Below are 14942 nucleotides of genomic sequence, written 5' to 3' on the forward strand. Positions count from 1 at the left end.
AGGATCTCCACGTGTTTAAGCTGGCTCATAACGGAAACATCTTATTGGATGTTCATGAACACTCACCACCTAGTGCTGCCTTTATTATTGAGGCACTAGAAAAGTCGTCTTTCTGTGAATGCAGAGTGGATCATGATGCCATCAACAACTTTTTCAAAACCGATATGAAAGAGCGTACGCTTGTTGTTGCTTCAAAGCATGATGCAAGCCTCGAAATAACACTCAGTGATGACAAAATGCTAGCTACAGGCGAGTTAACCCTTGCCGAAGGTGGCACAATCATGAGCCTAGAAAACGCCAAAAAAGAGTTAATCAAAGCAGGTGTCGCACGTGGTTATAAACAAGCCTACCTAGAAAAGTTATTACAACAACAACTTGAGCTTCCCGCAGGTGAAAAGGTAAAAGGTGTCGTAGCAAAAGGCCGTTTACCTGTTGATGGACAACCATCTAAACTAGTACCACAAGTTGAAACATTAAAAGACCGATTGAAAAAGCCAACTCTGCGCGAAGACGGCACCGTTGATATGCGCGACTTTGGTAAATTAGCCAGCGTTGAACCAGGTGTATTATTGGTAAAACAAATCCCCGCGACCCCAGGTAAAGAGGGATTTACCGTCACTGGTGATGTGCTACCTGCAAAAGCAGGTGAAAGCAGCGCACTTGTTGCAGGCGAAGGCACAGAGATTTCAAAAAATAATCCGCTAGAATTAGTTTCGGCAATTTCAGGCGTGCCCGTGGATATTGCTAACGGCATGCGTGTCGATGATATTTTCACCATTGCTGACGTAAACGTTAAAAGTGGTCATGTTGATTTTGAAGGAAGTGTTATTGTCACTCACAATGTCGAACCTGGCATGCGTATAAATGCCAAAGGTGATATTACAGTGATGGGAACAGTTGAATCAGGTCACCTATCTGCCATTGGCGATATAACCATTAAGCAAGGTGTGATTGGTCATCAGCTCGATGATAAAACGCTATCATGCAATATTATTAGTCAAGGTGATATTCACTTATCACACGGCCAATATAGTTACCTAGAAGCCAATAATATTATTATAGAGCGCCAATCGAGTCACTGTATTATGAAAGCCAAAAAGCTGTTGCAAGTTGGTCAAGAAGATAACCCACAAGGTAAGTTATTTGGCGGAGAAATCCTCGATGCGCAAATCATTCTTGCTGGTGAAATTGGCAACGAATCAGGGGCTAAAATGGTTGTAAACCTCGCTGCATCAGGCGCCGATGTCACAGCAGAAACCGACCAATGTTTAAAAGACCTCGCGCAAACAGACTCTCAGCTTGATACATTACAAGAAGCCATTGAAAAAGCAGATCAAGTCAAAGATGCTGAAAAGAAAAAGCTGCTACTCGCAAAAATAGGCGCAACACAAACTCATTATTGTCAACAAGCCGAACAGTTAGAGAAAAAGCTATCAAGCTTAGAACATCATCTGCATGACTTACTCGAAGATGCCGAATTGGTCGTGAATAAAGCGCTTCACTCAGGAGTCGAAATTCATATTTTCGACAAAGTATTACGCACAAATCGCCAATACCCGCCTTGTAAAGTGAAGCTGGAAGAAAATAAAATCGAAGTTGAGTTCAAAACAAGTTAAAAAGAGGCCTAAAGCCTCTTTTTAACTTAAAGCATTAATTTAAAGAATACCGTCAACCTGCTGCTTCAATTGCTCTGGCCATACACCCACTTGTACCTGACCAATATGCTGTTTTTGTAACAACAACATCGCTAAACGTGACTGACCAATCCCACCACCAATTGTTTGTGGAAATTTTTTCGCTAACAATGCTTTATGCCAATCAAACTCAAGGCGTGCTTGGTCACCTGTAATTGCCAACTGTGTGGCCAATGCATCAGGGCTTACACGAATACCCATTGATGATATTTCGAATGCATCTTCAAGTACTGGGTTCCAAACTAGAATGTCGCCATTTAAACCGGCAAATTTACTACAGGTTTTAGTAGACCAGTCGTCATAATCGGGGGCACGCACATCATGGATTTTCCCATCGGCAAGTGCGCCACCGATACCAATTAGAAATACTGCACCATATTCTTGAGCGACTGCCTTTTCACGCTGTTTTGCGGTGAAATCGGGATACATTTGTCGTAATTGTTCACTGTGCACAAAAGTAATTTGCTCTGGTAAGAACGGTGTTAAACCAAACTCACTGGCAACAAAGCGCTCTGTTGATTTTATTGCTTGATAAATTGATGTGACGGTTTCTTTGAGCTTATCTAAAGTGCGCTCAGTGCTCTCACAGATAACTTTCTCCCAATCCCACTGATCCACATACACTGAATGAATTGGGCTTAATGATTCTTCATCAGGACGAAGCGCTTTCATATGCGTGTAAAGGCCTTCACCTACAGAGAAGTCATGATCTGCAAGTGTTTTTCTTTTCCACTTCGCAAGTGAGTGCACCACTTCAAATTGACTGCTAGGAATCGTTTTCACCGCTACCGACACAGCATTTTCAGTACCGCTTAAGTTATCTTGTATACCATCACCGACTTTAGCCAAAATTGGCGCTTGCACTTCAACAAGCCCTAATTGTTGTTCTAGTTGGCTTGAAAAGAACTGTTTTACTTTGCTTATTTTCTGCTGTTGCTTTAGGTAGTGTGAACTCATAATAATTGGCCTCATTCCCAGTTATTGTTACTTGCTTAATAGAGAACTGAAATCTCTTCGTTAAAACAATCCTCAACTAAATAAAGGTTATTTTCAATAACCATCAATAAAAAGAACTTAACATTGAAATTTTCATAAAAATAATGCTATAAAATTTATTGATTCAATAATTAACACTGAAAAATACGATGGAAAATTATCAAATCGACAATCTCGATAAAAACATCCTTAATGCCTTAATGGAAAATGCGCGCACAGCGTATGCAGAATTAGCTAAACGCTTTGCTGTAAGTGCTGGCACAATTCATGTCAGAGTCGAAAAGATGAAACAAGCTGGCATCATTACGGGCACTCAGGTAAGCATTAATGCAAAGCAACTCGGTTACGATGTATGCTGTTTTATCGGTATCAACCTTAATAATGCCCGCGATTACCCGCAAACTTTATTACATTTAAAAGAGTTAGAAGAAGTGGTTGAAGCCTACTACACCACAGGCAACTACAGTATATTTATCAAAGTGATGGCACGCTCTATTGATCACCTACAAGATGTGTTAATTAATAAGATTCAAGCAATCGAGGCAATTCAATCCACCGAAACACTGATCTCCTTACAAAATCCAATTAGTAGAGCGGTAGTGCCTTAGCACTATACTGCGTATAATCAGCACCAATTAGAATCTGCCAACGAGCACATAACTATGGATACAACTCGCTTTGAGCGTGTGAAGCGCGTATTAGATCGCCGTCAAACAGACCTAACCGTTTGCTTAGAAGAAGTACACAAGCATCATAATTTGTCGGCCATTGCCCGCACAGCTGACGCTACAGGCTGTCATCATGTGCATGCTGTGTGGCCTGATAATCAAAAGTGGCTCACCAATAATACCTCTGGTGGGAGTAAGAATTGGCTCGACACTCACTTACACCGCAATATTGATGATGCTGTTGCTATGATGAGAGCTCATAACCCCGATGTGCAAATTTTGGCAACCAATTTAACTGATGATGCCGTTGATTTTCGTGAAATAGATTACACCAAACCAACAGCTGTGATTGTTGGACAAGAACGTGATGGCATTTCACCTCGTGCGCTTGAACATGCAGATAAGAACATCATTATTCCTATGCAGGGTATGGTGCAATCGCTGAATGTTTCTGTCGCAGCGGCACTTATTTTGTTTGAAGCACAACGCCAACGCGAAGAAGCGGGCTTATATAACCGCAATATGCTCGATGAAAAAGTGAAGCACCGTATTTTGTTTGAAGGTTGCCATCCCATTATTGCTGAGCAATGCCGCGAAAAAGCGCTTCCCTACCCTGCCCTTGATGAAAATGGTGAAATCGTTGCTGATGACATCTTTTGGCACACGTTAAAGCACACGCAAACGCTTGAAGCCACTGACGAGTGCAAGTAAACTGAAAAAAGTCTACTAATTAATAATTTGAGTCACCTTTGAGTCATCCTAGCTTAGCACACTATCCCATTACTGAATTAAAAGGCGTTGGCCCTAAAATGGCCGAGCGTCTTGCTAAGCTGGGAATAAACACAGTGCAAGATATGCTGTTTCATTTGCCTCATCGCTACGAAGACCGCACGCGTATCCATGCCATATGTGACTTACAGCCTCACAGTCATGTCAGCATTGAAGCCACGGTTGAAACAAGCCAAATAACATTTGGTAAGCGCCGTATGTTGGTATGCCAAGTGAATGATGGCACGGGTCGCTTAACGCTGCGTTTTTTTAACTTTAATGCGGCACAAAAAAATGCGCTGAGTGCGGGTAAAATCATACGCTGTTTTGGCGAAATACGCCGTGGGCGGGTTGGTTTTGAAATGACTCATCCTGAATATAGTTTGTCAGACACTGCGTCAGAGCAACCAACAAACACAACCCTGACACCGGTTTATCCTGTCACAGAAGGGCTGAAGCAGCTGTCTATTCGCGCTTTAAGTGATCAAGCGCTCAACTTACTTGCAAAATACCCTGTAGAAGAATTATTGCCAGAACAATTTCAACCAACTGGCATGCGTTTAAGTGATGCACTTTTAACATTGCACCGCCCACAAAATGATGTTGATTTAACGGCACTGGAGCAAGGCTTTCATCCTGCACAGCAACGACTAGTCTTTGAAGAGTTACTGGCACAAAACATCAGCTTATTAAAACTTCGTCAAAAAGGTCAAAGTGTCAAAGCGGTCGCCTTAACACCGCATAATCAACTAGAACAACAGTTTTTAACACAGCTCCCTTTTAGCCCAACTAATGCGCAAAGTCGGGTGGTTGCAGAAATCAAAGGGGACTTACAGCATCCCTTCCCAATGATGAGATTAGTGCAAGGAGATGTTGGTTCAGGTAAAACATTAGTCGCAGCACTGAGCGCTTTAACAGCGATTAGTGAAGGTTACCAAGTAGCTTTAATGGCACCAACTGAGATTTTATCAGAACAACATGGCATCAACTTTAGCCAATGGTTTAAAGAACTAGGTATTGAAGTCGCTTGGCTTGGAGGTAAAAGCAAAGGTAAAGAGCGCACCGTCACACTCGAAAAAATAGCCTCTGGCGAAGCACAAATGATCGTAGGTACGCATGCGCTATTTCAAGATCAGGTTGAGTTTAATAACCTTGTTTTAATTATTATTGATGAGCAACACCGCTTTGGTGTGCACCAGCGCTTATCACTGCGTGAAAAAGGTCGCTTTGGTGATTGCTACCCACATCAACTCGTTATGACCGCCACACCTATTCCCCGCACTTTAGCGATGACAGCTTATGCAGATTTAGAAACCTCCATCATAGACGAACTTCCCCCTGGTCGAACGCCTATTACGACAGTTGCAATCCCCGATACTCGCCGTGATGAAATTATTCAACGGGTCAAAACAGCCTGCCAAGAGCAAGGCCGTCAAGTATATTGGGTTTGCACCTTAATCGATGAATCGGAAGTACTGCAATGCCAAGCAGCAGAAGACAGCGCCGAACAATTAAAAAATGCACTTCCTGAATTGCAGGTAGGCTTAGTACATGGCCGTATGAAAGCCGCTGAAAAACAAGCCATTATGAGCGAGTTTAAAGCGGGAAATATTCACGTATTAGTTGCAACGACAGTGATTGAAGTGGGGGTTGATGTGCCCAATGCGAGCCTGATTATTATTGAAAACCCAGAACGATTAGGGCTTGCACAACTCCACCAGCTGCGCGGCCGTGTTGGTCGTGGTGCAACTGCATCACACTGTGTTTTACTTTATCATGCCCCGCTCTCTGCAACAGCGCAAAAACGTTTAGGAGTGCTACGTGAAAGCAATGATGGCTTTGTTATCGCCGAAAGAGACCTCGAAATTCGCGGTCCAGGTGAAGTACTTGGCACAAAACAAACAGGCTTAGCTGATTTTAAAATCGCTGACTTGAGCCGTGATAAACAAACCTTAACACAAGTACGCCCAATCGCATTTAAAATGCTTGAGCAATTCCCCACACAAAGTGAAAAGCTTATTCAACGTTGGCTTGCTGGCAAGTCCGACTACGCCTTAGCGTAATACAGATAATATAAAAAAAGCCCAGCAGATGCTGGGCTAACAAGTAAGGGAGTTATTCCTTTAGAGGATTAAAACTTGTACTCAATACCAACACCTAAGTAGTCTTGATCAACTTGGTTGTCAGTATCAAATGTTGAGTAGAAACCAAATACCTTGGTGTTTTTGCTTAGCTTGTGATCAACACCTGCTGAAATAGCTGTTTTCTTGTCGCCTTCATCAAAGTCAATTACTTGATATTGAACTTTAAATGTATTGCTATTCATTTGATAAGCCGCATTCACTAAATAGCCGTCAGCCTCTGCACTACCATCTACTTTTTCTTGTGTTTGGTACATTGCGCCTAGTTTGAAGTCGCCAACTTTACCTTGCACTGTCGCACGAACAATATCGTAGCCTTTCACTTCACTGTCTGCTGCAACAGAAGCGTATATTTTGCTTTCTTTAAGTTTAGCGTCACCATACGTCAGTGCTACTGAGTAACCATCATCAGCATCTACATCATCTTCCGCGATGTAAGTCGCTAATACTTTGAAACCACTAAAATCATTTGATGCATAAGAGATAGAATCACCTAAACGATTCTCACCTTTGAATACGTTTTTAATATCACCTTCAAGGTCATTAAATAAATCAATTTTACCTTGAGATTGCTTCATTGCAGTGTCATTACGACCAATTACAACTTGACCAAAGCCACCTTTAACACCTACATATTGGTTACGTGCAGTAATGTTGTCATCGTTATCGCCTTTAGAATCAGCATCAGAGACATCAACACCAAACTCAAATTTGTATACAGCTTCTAAGCCTTCAGTTAGCTTCTCAGAGCCTTTTAAGCCAAAACGTGAGTTATTGCTTTTAATTTCAGTAAAAGACCCTTCGCCATCATCTGATGATTGAACAGTCACGTTGGCTTTACCATATAAATCTACATCAGCTAGTGCAGAAAAAGATAAACCACCAAATAAAGCTAGGAATAAGCTAGACTTTGCAAATTTCATGTCGTTTCCTCAATAATCGCAACAAAAAACACATACTCGTGTTTGATTGAGCGCAGTGTGCCAGTGAAAAATGACAGAAAGATGACAGTTGAAACAAAAACGTCAATTTATATTCATAAAAGGTAATTATTTTTGTAATTAAAATATATTTTTAAAAACATCAGTTGGTTATAAAATGGGAGAGTCTGTGGCATGTGTTGGACTTTTTTAAAAACTTTACTGCATCACAACCTTTATCAGTTCATGATAGAAGCAATACGAGTAGTTTAAACAAAGATAAATGCTTGCTATATCACAACTTCATTTACAGTCATTTACAGTCATTTACAATAGCTTTATAGCTAAAAATGTAATAATATAACAATGCGTGAGCTAGCTAATAATATGCTTTTGTTCACTTAATACTTGCTAGTAAAGGGGATCTCCGCCAGCCATAATAAGCGCTCATTTTTTATTATCCCTATTCCCAAAACAAAAAACAAACACAATAAAATGATAACTATTATCACTTCCAATTAAAATTTAAACATGCTTTATTAGCTATGTTATAACATTTAACAAAACAATAATTACTTACACTACTTAAATTCTGGTTGGAAAAAATGAAAAGGTCTGTTCTAACAGTAAGTGTTCTTACTGGTTTATTTTCAATGCAATCATTTGCAACTCAAACTATTGAAAAACTTGAAGTTCAAGGTACGCGTACACCACTTTATAGTACCCGAGATGTAAATGCCTCGGCACTAGGAATCAAAGATCCTCAGTTTTTACCTATTTCTATTCAATCTTTTTCTGAAGAGTTAATAACAAATCAAAGAGTAAAAACGTTGAGCGAAGTGCTTGCCAATGATGCATCTGTACAAAATACGGCTATCGGCACAGTATTTGATTTTGTCAGCCTGAGGGGCTTTCAACTCGATTGGACAAATGGTCTAAGACGAGATGGCCTTGCTCTTGCTCCTTATCAGGATGTGCCACTGGAGAACATTCAACGAATCGATATTATTAAAGGTCCATCAAGCTTAGTCTCAGGTTTTAACAACCCTGGCGGCACGATTAACTACGTAACGAAGCGCCCAACGATGGACTCCTTTTTAGATATCACGACAGAATTTCGTAGTCGTGCGGGTCGTTATATTCATGTAGATTTTGGTGGTCCTTTAGATAGTGAGCAAACTTTTGGTTATCGTATCAACGCCGCAGCAGAAAAAAATGGCGATTTTACTGGTGGTGACGACCTAGAAAGGTACTTTTTTAGCGCAGCTCTAGACTGGCAACTGTCTGATCGTATTTTTATTCGCTTAGATGGCGACTATCAAGACAAAAGCACTGTATCACAACCACTTATTGGTTTAGCGCGTGACCCAAATGATGATAGCCGTTCCGTGCTCCCACCTTATGTAGATACGAGTGAAGTATTACTTGGCCAACCTTGGGCAAAATATAAAACCGAGTCCTTCAATATAGCGGCGCGAGTGGATTTTTGGCTCAATGATAACTGGCAGTGGGTTAACCAAGTCGCACTTTCGGGGAATGATCGGTTCACTATTTTTCCTGATATATATTCAGTTGATTTAGAAGGAAATGTTCTATCAGCAAGTATTCAAGTAACGCCAAATGAAACCTATGATACGGTTTCTGCCCACAGCTTCTTTACAGGGCAACTTGTTACTGCAGGCATTGAACATGAACTCGTTGTCGGCGCAAGTATTCGTGACTACCAATCTAAAGATGGTCGCTGGTTTGAGTTAGACAATCCTGTTGGTAACATATTTAACCCTATACATGTAAGTAAACCAGTCTTCCCAGAATACCCCGACCCAACAACAACCGATACAACCGAAAGCTCATTTTTCATTACCGATACCCTGCATTTTAATGATGTATTTTATGCGACTCTAGGGCTGCGTCATATTCAATATAAAAAAGATCAAACCGCACCAAACCAAGCTAAATCAAGATTAGATGATCGCACCTTCAACACACCTATCATTGGCTTAAATTATAACCCGAACGATCAACTCGCTTTTTATGCCAGTTACTCTGAAGGTGCTGGAGAAGGTGGCGTAGCAGTAATTGGCAGTGGAGCAATTAACGAGGGTGAATCGTTAGGGCCACAAGAAAGTGAACAAATAGAAGCCGGTATAAAATACCAAACTGACTCAATGAACTATTCCGTTGCAGTATTCGAAATTGAAAAAATGCTGGAATACCATAACCATATCACCAATTACTTTGTACAAGACGGGACTCAACCTCATAAAGGTATCGAACTTAATGCCAGCGGCTCGTTTATTGAAGGCCTATCAACTGTTGCTTCGATAACATTTATGGACCCTAGTTTGGATGAGCTTGATGGTGAACCTGCACTCAATGGTAATCGTCCTGCAAATGTTCCTAAATTCCAAGCAAATCTATTTTTAGATTATCAACTCCCTTTCTTAGAAAACCTAAATGTAAATGCAGGTATGTTTCATGTGGGTGAACGGGAGCAAAATGTTAATAACAATTTGAACCTTCCGGCTTATACACGCTTTGATTTAGGTGCCAAATATCACTTTAGTGATTTTAACACCACACTGCGAATTAAGGCCGAAAACCTATTTGATAAAGAGTACTGGCTGTCTGGCGGTGCTAAAGGCATAGATTGGGGCGTCGCGCCAGGTCGCGGCCGGACACTTATTGCATCATTAAGCGTCAGCTTTTAAGGATAAATCATGACCACACCCATTATTCAAATTAATAACTTACAAAAGCGCTTTGGCGAATATCAAGCCCTTCAAGGTTTAAGCTTGGCCGTACATCAAGGAGAGATTTTAGCGCTGCTTGGTCCTAACGGCGCAGGAAAAACAACCACCATTAATTGCCTGTTAGGTTTTTTACAACCTGATGCAGGAGAAATCACTATTGCAGGGGTAAACCCACAACTCGATGTTGTAACAGCGAGGCAGCATTTAGCGTATATTCCCGAGCAAGTGGCTCTCTATCCTCGTCTAACTGGACTTGAAAATCTCGCCTATTTCAGCAAAGTGGCGAGTATCGACAAAACCGATGACGAATTTCGTACCCTACTCGCAGAAGTAAAACTACCAAGCCATGCTGTAGATAAACCCGTTGCAACCTATTCAAAAGGAATGAGACAAAAAGTAGGCATTGCTATAGCGCTTGCAAAACAAGCTAAAGCATTGATTCTAGATGAACCGACTTCAGGCCTTGATCCATCAGCTAGCCATGAGTTTAGTCAACTCATACAATCGCTAGCGAAACAAGGTGTCGCAATTTTAATGGCGACCCACGACTTATACCGTGCTCAAGAGGATGCGCATCGTGTTGCAATTATTAATCAAGGGCAATTAGTCGACACGTTACTTTTCGAACAATTAAAAGAAGTCCAACTTGAATCTGTATACCTTAAGCATATCAAGGTGGGCGCCTAATGTTACAAAGTACTTTTAAAAAAGAATGGCTCGATACTAAGCGGCAAGGTCAAGCACTCTGGCTAAGTGGTATTGCTGTTTTGTTATTATTACTGGCCTGTGTGACTGGTTTTAAAAGCCATCAAAGCTATCAGCAAGCCGTAAACGAGGTATCTCAATCAGAGCAATTACGCTGGCTGAACCAAGGTGAAAAAGGCCCCCACTCTGCAGCTCATTACGGCATTTATGTCGTTAAGCCCACTACGCCGCTGGCAGCGCTCGATGATGGATTACAAGCCTACCAAGGAAATGTATTGAGGTTAGAGGCGCACATTCGTAACGATAGCTTATTTAGAAGCGCACAAGATAACGTGCCGTTGTCGCGCTTTGGGAGCTTATCACCCGCCTTTGTGTTGCAAGTGTTATTACCCTTATTGATCATTTTAATTGGCTACCCATTACTTGCACGGGAACGCGAGCAAGGCACTTTAAAACAACTACTTGCAGCAGGTGCAAGCCCAGCAAAGTTGTTTTTTGCTAAATGTGCTGTGCTTTTCACACTGTCATGCCTGTTCTTGCTACCCGTTGCACTTTTTTTACTTTATAGCCAAACTGCAAGTGAGGCGCCTTACACGCTAAGAAGCGCTCTATTTTTACTCTCTTATTTAATTTACCTATTACTTTGGGCATTAATCACTACGACACTCTCAAGCCTATTTCCTACGGCACGACGCGCATTAATTACATTACTTACTATATGGGCATTCGCAACATTATTACTCCCAAAACTTGCAATGAATCTTGCAACCACCTTGCATCCACAAGGCTCTGGTCAAGCGTTTCAAGCAAAACTTGAAAGTGAGGTTTATACCGATGCACGCCTCGATGCGATTGAAAAATTTAAGCAGCAAACACTCGCCCAGTATGGCGTCAGCCAAGTAGCAGACTTGCCCTTCGATTATGCCGGAGCACAACTCCAATTTGGTGAACAATACGCCGACAAAATCTTTGACCGCTTATTTAAAGCACGTTTAGAACAGCTTGAGGCACAGTCACAAAGCTACCAGTTGGCAGGATTGCTAACCCCCTTTATCGCAGTACAAACACTCTCGATGGCGACCGCAGCCACTGATTTTAGCCACCAGCAATCTTTTGAAAATGCAGCAGAGCAACATCGTCGTCTAATGCAAGAAGTCCTTAACTTTAATCAAAGAGATCATGGTCATAAGGCCCAGGGACATTACACCGCAGGAAAAGAGCTATGGCAGCAGATCCCTGAGTTTTCATACCAATATCCACGTTTTACTCACTACCTGCCTCACTACGCTATTAGCCTTATAAGCCTTGCCTTTTGGCTGATTGTACTGGTGCTACTTAGTTTATTTGCAATTAAAAAGCTACGTTTAGAGGAACAAAGATGAAGCGCCTAATATTAGCCACTGAGCTTAAAAACCTATGGCGAGAGAAACTCGTACTCACACTTTTTCTTACCACCAGCGTGCTTGCACTCGTGGCATTCTTTAACGCCCATTATTTTGCCAATAAGCAGCGCGACGTAGTACTTGCTGCTCAACAAATGCAGCAACAAACAATTCAAAATGCTAAAGCAGGATTACCCGAAAGGCTCGCGAGTACCGAAAATCATAAATGGTGGGAAGACCCGTACGACCTGCGCGGACAAGCTTTTTACTTGATGCAAAATTACGCTACTAAAACTCCGCTCGCAACGGCTCCTATCGCTACGGGACAAGCGGATGTATTACCGTATTACTTTAAAATGCTGATTAAAGAAAAGCAGCATATTGTTCATCAATATGATTATGTCCACCCGCTTTCACTGTTACTTGGTCAGTTCGACTTAAGCTTTGTGGTGATCTATTTACTGCCACTGCTCATTATTAGCATTTGTTTTAATGCCTTGGCCAGTGAGCGCCAAGACGGGCAATTAAGGCTACTAATGCTTCAAGGTGGCAGTGCCACGCATCTACTCACCTACCAATTATTACTACGAAGTGCGTTGATTGTAATGCCATTTTTACTCATAAGCAGCCTGCTTTTGGTTATTATCAGAGACCAGATGGGTGTTACTGAACTACTTAGCTATAACCTTATTGTACTGTGTTATTCTGGATTTTGGATTGCTTTAACAGCTTGGGTTAATAGCCGGGCCAAAAGTGCCGCAAACAATGCTGCGACTCTCGTTACCTGTTGGCTTGCCTTGGTGATTGTTGTTCCTGCTTTGGTCAACACAAGCATTGCTTTACTCGACCCAACGCCTTCACGTATTCACTATATAGATAGTCTTCGAGCAGCCAGCGATGACGCTCAAAAAGCAAGTGAAAAAACCTTAGCGCAGTATTTTCAAGACCATCCAGAGCTTGCAAAAAATGGCAGTGGCGCCAGTGATTACGCCACCAAAAAAATTGCGACAATAAACTCTGTTGAACGCGCAATGGAAGTTCAAGATGCACGCTTTTTAAACGCGCAGCAAGCACAACAACAAAGCGCTCAAAAACTACAGTATCTTTCCCCTGCGCTCATTGTCCAAACACTATTGGTTGATTTAGCTGGAAACGGTTTAACGCGTCATCACGCTTTTATGAGCGAAGTTGAAGCTCATCATCAAGCACTACAACGTTTCTTTGCCAACGAGATTGCCAAAGCTAATCAAAGAGGAGACTTTGCACCGTGTGATGGTTGTAGCGCAAAGCCAACACTCACGAATCTTGCGGATATTCCTCAATTTAGCAGCGAACTTGCTACACCGGTGTACAGCTACACGCCATTAATCTGGTTGCTGCTACTAGCCGTTAGCCTTCTCCTTATAGCAAAACGTCGCGTTAACAAACTAGACAGTGCGAATAACAAAGAGGTGTTAGTAGTATGAATTATCTATTTTTTAGATGACGAAGGGATTTGTATAGCCAGTTACCAAGTAGTAGCTGGCTATAAGAACACTTTTATATTCAACAGGAACTACTTATAACTTATTTTTAGCTCCATCAAGAGGTTGACCAATTTTTCCAGTAGTGGGGTTTGTTCATTGTCTCTATGATATGCAACAAACACATCACGGGATGTGTGGGCCACATCTTCAACATGATAAAGCTCACCTGCTTTTAATTGCTCCTCAACAAGTAGCTGAGGAATAAATGCACTGCCGCCGCACTTTAAAATTAAATCGAGTGCTATACGGCCTGTACTGGTTCTAAAATAAGGAGGTGCGTGGCCATTAAACTCACGTGCATGCCACAACGAAAAGGACGTTCCCCAATCAACATACACATACTGATTATCGAAAAAGTTTTCACTATTTGCAGCTTCAAAAGCGCTGACCGGAATGATTGGTAGTTCACATATTCGCTTAACAACAAGTTCATCCACCTTCGGAGGATCGAACAGCACAGCAAGATCTAATGTACGCTCTAGTAATAAACGAGTGCTTTCTTGCTGAGCCTTAACTTCAGCCACAAGTGACACGCCAGGCATCGCAGAGACTATATTAGTAATACCGAACTGCAAAAATGCATCCCAAACATTTGGGGTGCCTGCTAGGCTAATCTGCTTGTGCATATTATCTGCCAGTGCGACATCGACTTTTGCCCTTTGCATGCCCGTTATGATCATTTGTGCATGAGGCAGTAACCGCTCGCCTGGCGCTGTTAACTGAATATTATTGCGCTGACGAATAAATAAATTAACACCTAAACCTTGCTCTAATTGTCGGATCCGAAAACTCACCGCAGACTGCGTAATATACAAATTCTCAGCTGCTTTACCGAAATGGCGCGTGCGCACCACTTCAACAAAAGTCTTCAATAAATCGATATCCATTTTTTACCCTTACGATAAAAATAACTTGTTTAATAAAATCGACAACTTGATCCATACTCCTGCAAGAAATTAGGGCATGAGGATAAAGCCATGAGCATTGACATTTCATCACTTCGTCAGGCATTTGCAAGCCAACGTCAATTTTATGATGATCAAAATTTCCCACGCGGTTTTGGTCGTAGTGGTCACTTCACTTTGCTAGAAGCCGACATTCTCGAACAGCATGGTGTTATATTAAAGGGTTTATACAACAAAACCCTAGAACCACAAAATGAATTTCAAACTCAATTTGTGCAAGTTGTGACAGGTAATTTAGAAGCCACCAACCCGATTGAACGCGCTTGGATAAAATACCTTAAACAGACAACCTGCAAAACTAAGTTTCACACTTTATTTGGTCGTTCTCGAATTGCAAGTCCAACATCGCAAAGTGTTGAATACTATTCTGAGTCAGACAGCCTATAACGATTTGCTTTTTTAGCCTTTTAGGGTTAAAACTTGT

Annotated in this window: 12 protein-coding genes; 9 read left to right on the forward strand and 3 right to left on the reverse strand. The window is 41.6% G+C overall.

Going from position 1 to position 14942, the window contains the following annotated elements:
• Positions 1-11: 11 nt before the first annotated feature.
• Positions 12-1616, forward strand: a complete 1605-nt coding sequence (locus L3V41_RS14635) for a FapA family protein (protein ID WP_062567387.1) — start codon at positions 12-14, stop codon at positions 1614-1616.
• Positions 1617-1655: 39 nt separating this feature from the next.
• Here L3V41_RS14635 and asnA read toward each other — a convergent pair whose 3' ends face one another.
• A complete protein-coding gene (gene asnA / locus L3V41_RS14640; RefSeq protein WP_237128013.1) occupies positions 1656-2651 on the reverse strand; it encodes an aspartate--ammonia ligase in 996 nt (331 codons plus the stop codon).
• A 188-nt stretch (positions 2652-2839) separates the two neighbouring features.
• Between asnA and asnC the strand changes: the two genes are divergently transcribed.
• From asnC to recG, 3 genes are read left to right on the forward strand one after another with little or no spacing between them, the layout of a single operon-like run.
• A complete protein-coding gene (gene asnC, locus L3V41_RS14645) occupies positions 2840-3298 on the forward strand; it encodes a transcriptional regulator AsnC (RefSeq protein WP_062567385.1) in 459 nt (152 codons plus the stop codon).
• Positions 3299-3352: 54 nt separating this feature from the next.
• Positions 3353-4069, forward strand: coding sequence for a tRNA (guanosine(18)-2'-O)-methyltransferase TrmH (trmH, locus tag L3V41_RS14650; RefSeq protein ID WP_062567384.1), 717 nt, complete (start codon positions 3353-3355; stop codon positions 4067-4069).
• A 38-nt stretch (positions 4070-4107) separates the two neighbouring features.
• A complete protein-coding gene (gene recG, locus L3V41_RS14655; RefSeq protein ID WP_062567383.1) occupies positions 4108-6189 on the forward strand; it encodes an ATP-dependent DNA helicase RecG in 2082 nt (693 codons plus the stop codon).
• A 68-nt stretch (positions 6190-6257) separates the two neighbouring features.
• Here recG and L3V41_RS14660 read toward each other — a convergent pair whose 3' ends face one another.
• Positions 6258-7190, reverse strand: a complete 933-nt coding sequence (locus tag L3V41_RS14660; RefSeq protein ID WP_062567382.1) for a porin — start codon at positions 7188-7190, stop codon at positions 6258-6260.
• Between the two features lie 602 nt (positions 7191-7792).
• On the opposite strand from L3V41_RS14660, the gene L3V41_RS14665 reads away from it, so the two are divergent.
• Genes L3V41_RS14665 through L3V41_RS14680 form a run of 4 tightly spaced genes read left to right on the forward strand, consistent with a single transcriptional unit; the run spans position 7793 to position 13493 of the window.
• Entirely contained in the window at positions 7793-9898 is a 2106-nt protein-coding gene (locus L3V41_RS14665) for a TonB-dependent siderophore receptor (RefSeq protein WP_237128014.1), read from the forward strand.
• A 9-nt stretch (positions 9899-9907) separates the two neighbouring features.
• Positions 9908-10627 carry an ABC transporter ATP-binding protein gene (locus tag L3V41_RS14670; RefSeq protein WP_062567380.1) on the forward strand — a complete coding sequence of 240 codons (720 nt, stop codon included), beginning with the start codon at positions 9908-9910 and terminating at the stop codon, positions 10625-10627.
• On the forward strand, positions 10627-12027 hold the full coding sequence (locus tag L3V41_RS14675; protein WP_237114801.1) for a DUF3526 domain-containing protein: 1401 nt from the start codon (positions 10627-10629) through the stop codon (positions 12025-12027). Before L3V41_RS14670 ends, L3V41_RS14675 begins: the two co-directional genes overlap by 1 nt.
• Positions 12024-13493, forward strand: a complete 1470-nt coding sequence (locus tag L3V41_RS14680) for a DUF3526 domain-containing protein (protein ID WP_237128015.1) — start codon at positions 12024-12026, stop codon at positions 13491-13493. Before L3V41_RS14675 ends, L3V41_RS14680 begins: the two co-directional genes overlap by 4 nt.
• Positions 13494-13582: 89 nt before the next feature.
• On the opposite strand, the gene L3V41_RS14685 is transcribed toward L3V41_RS14680, so the two are convergent.
• Complete coding sequence (locus tag L3V41_RS14685; RefSeq protein WP_062567377.1) at positions 13583-14440, reverse strand: LysR family transcriptional regulator; 858 nt, start codon at positions 14438-14440, stop codon at positions 13583-13585.
• Between the two features lie 90 nt (positions 14441-14530).
• Here L3V41_RS14685 and L3V41_RS14690 point away from each other — a divergent pair, with 90 nt between their 5' ends.
• Positions 14531-14905, forward strand: a complete 375-nt coding sequence (locus tag L3V41_RS14690) for a DUF413 domain-containing protein (RefSeq protein WP_130151724.1) — start codon at positions 14531-14533, stop codon at positions 14903-14905.
• Positions 14906-14942 lie beyond the last annotated feature (37 nt).

The organism is Pseudoalteromonas sp. L21 (assembly GCF_021728035.1).
In the GTDB taxonomy this organism is placed as follows: Bacteria; Pseudomonadota; Gammaproteobacteria; order Enterobacterales; family Alteromonadaceae; genus Pseudoalteromonas; species Pseudoalteromonas arabiensis.

Excerpts from the sequence above, each read along its gene's own strand:
- L3V41_RS14690 (WP_130151724.1), top strand. The coding sequence starts at position 14,531 with ATGAGCATTGACATTTCATCACTTCGTCAGGCATTTGCAAGCCAACGT.
- asnC (WP_062567385.1), top strand. The coding sequence starts at position 2,840 with ATGGAAAATTATCAAATCGACAATCTCGATAAAAACATCCTTAATGCC.
- L3V41_RS14685 (WP_062567377.1), bottom strand. The coding sequence starts at position 14,440 with ATGGATATCGATTTATTGAAGACTTTTGTTGAAGTGGTGCGCACGCGC.
- L3V41_RS14665 (WP_237128014.1), top strand. The coding sequence starts at position 7,793 with ATGAAAAGGTCTGTTCTAACAGTAAGTGTTCTTACTGGTTTATTTTCA.
- L3V41_RS14660 (WP_062567382.1), bottom strand. The coding sequence starts at position 7,190 with ATGAAATTTGCAAAGTCTAGCTTATTCCTAGCTTTATTTGGTGGTTTA.
- trmH (WP_062567384.1), top strand. The coding sequence starts at position 3,353 with ATGGATACAACTCGCTTTGAGCGTGTGAAGCGCGTATTAGATCGCCGT.
- L3V41_RS14675 (WP_237114801.1), top strand. The coding sequence starts at position 10,627 with ATGTTACAAAGTACTTTTAAAAAAGAATGGCTCGATACTAAGCGGCAA.
- asnA (WP_237128013.1), bottom strand. The coding sequence starts at position 2,651 with ATGAGTTCACACTACCTAAAGCAACAGCAGAAAATAAGCAAAGTAAAA.
- L3V41_RS14670 (WP_062567380.1), top strand. The coding sequence starts at position 9,908 with ATGACCACACCCATTATTCAAATTAATAACTTACAAAAGCGCTTTGGC.
- L3V41_RS14680 (WP_237128015.1), top strand. The coding sequence starts at position 12,024 with ATGAAGCGCCTAATATTAGCCACTGAGCTTAAAAACCTATGGCGAGAG.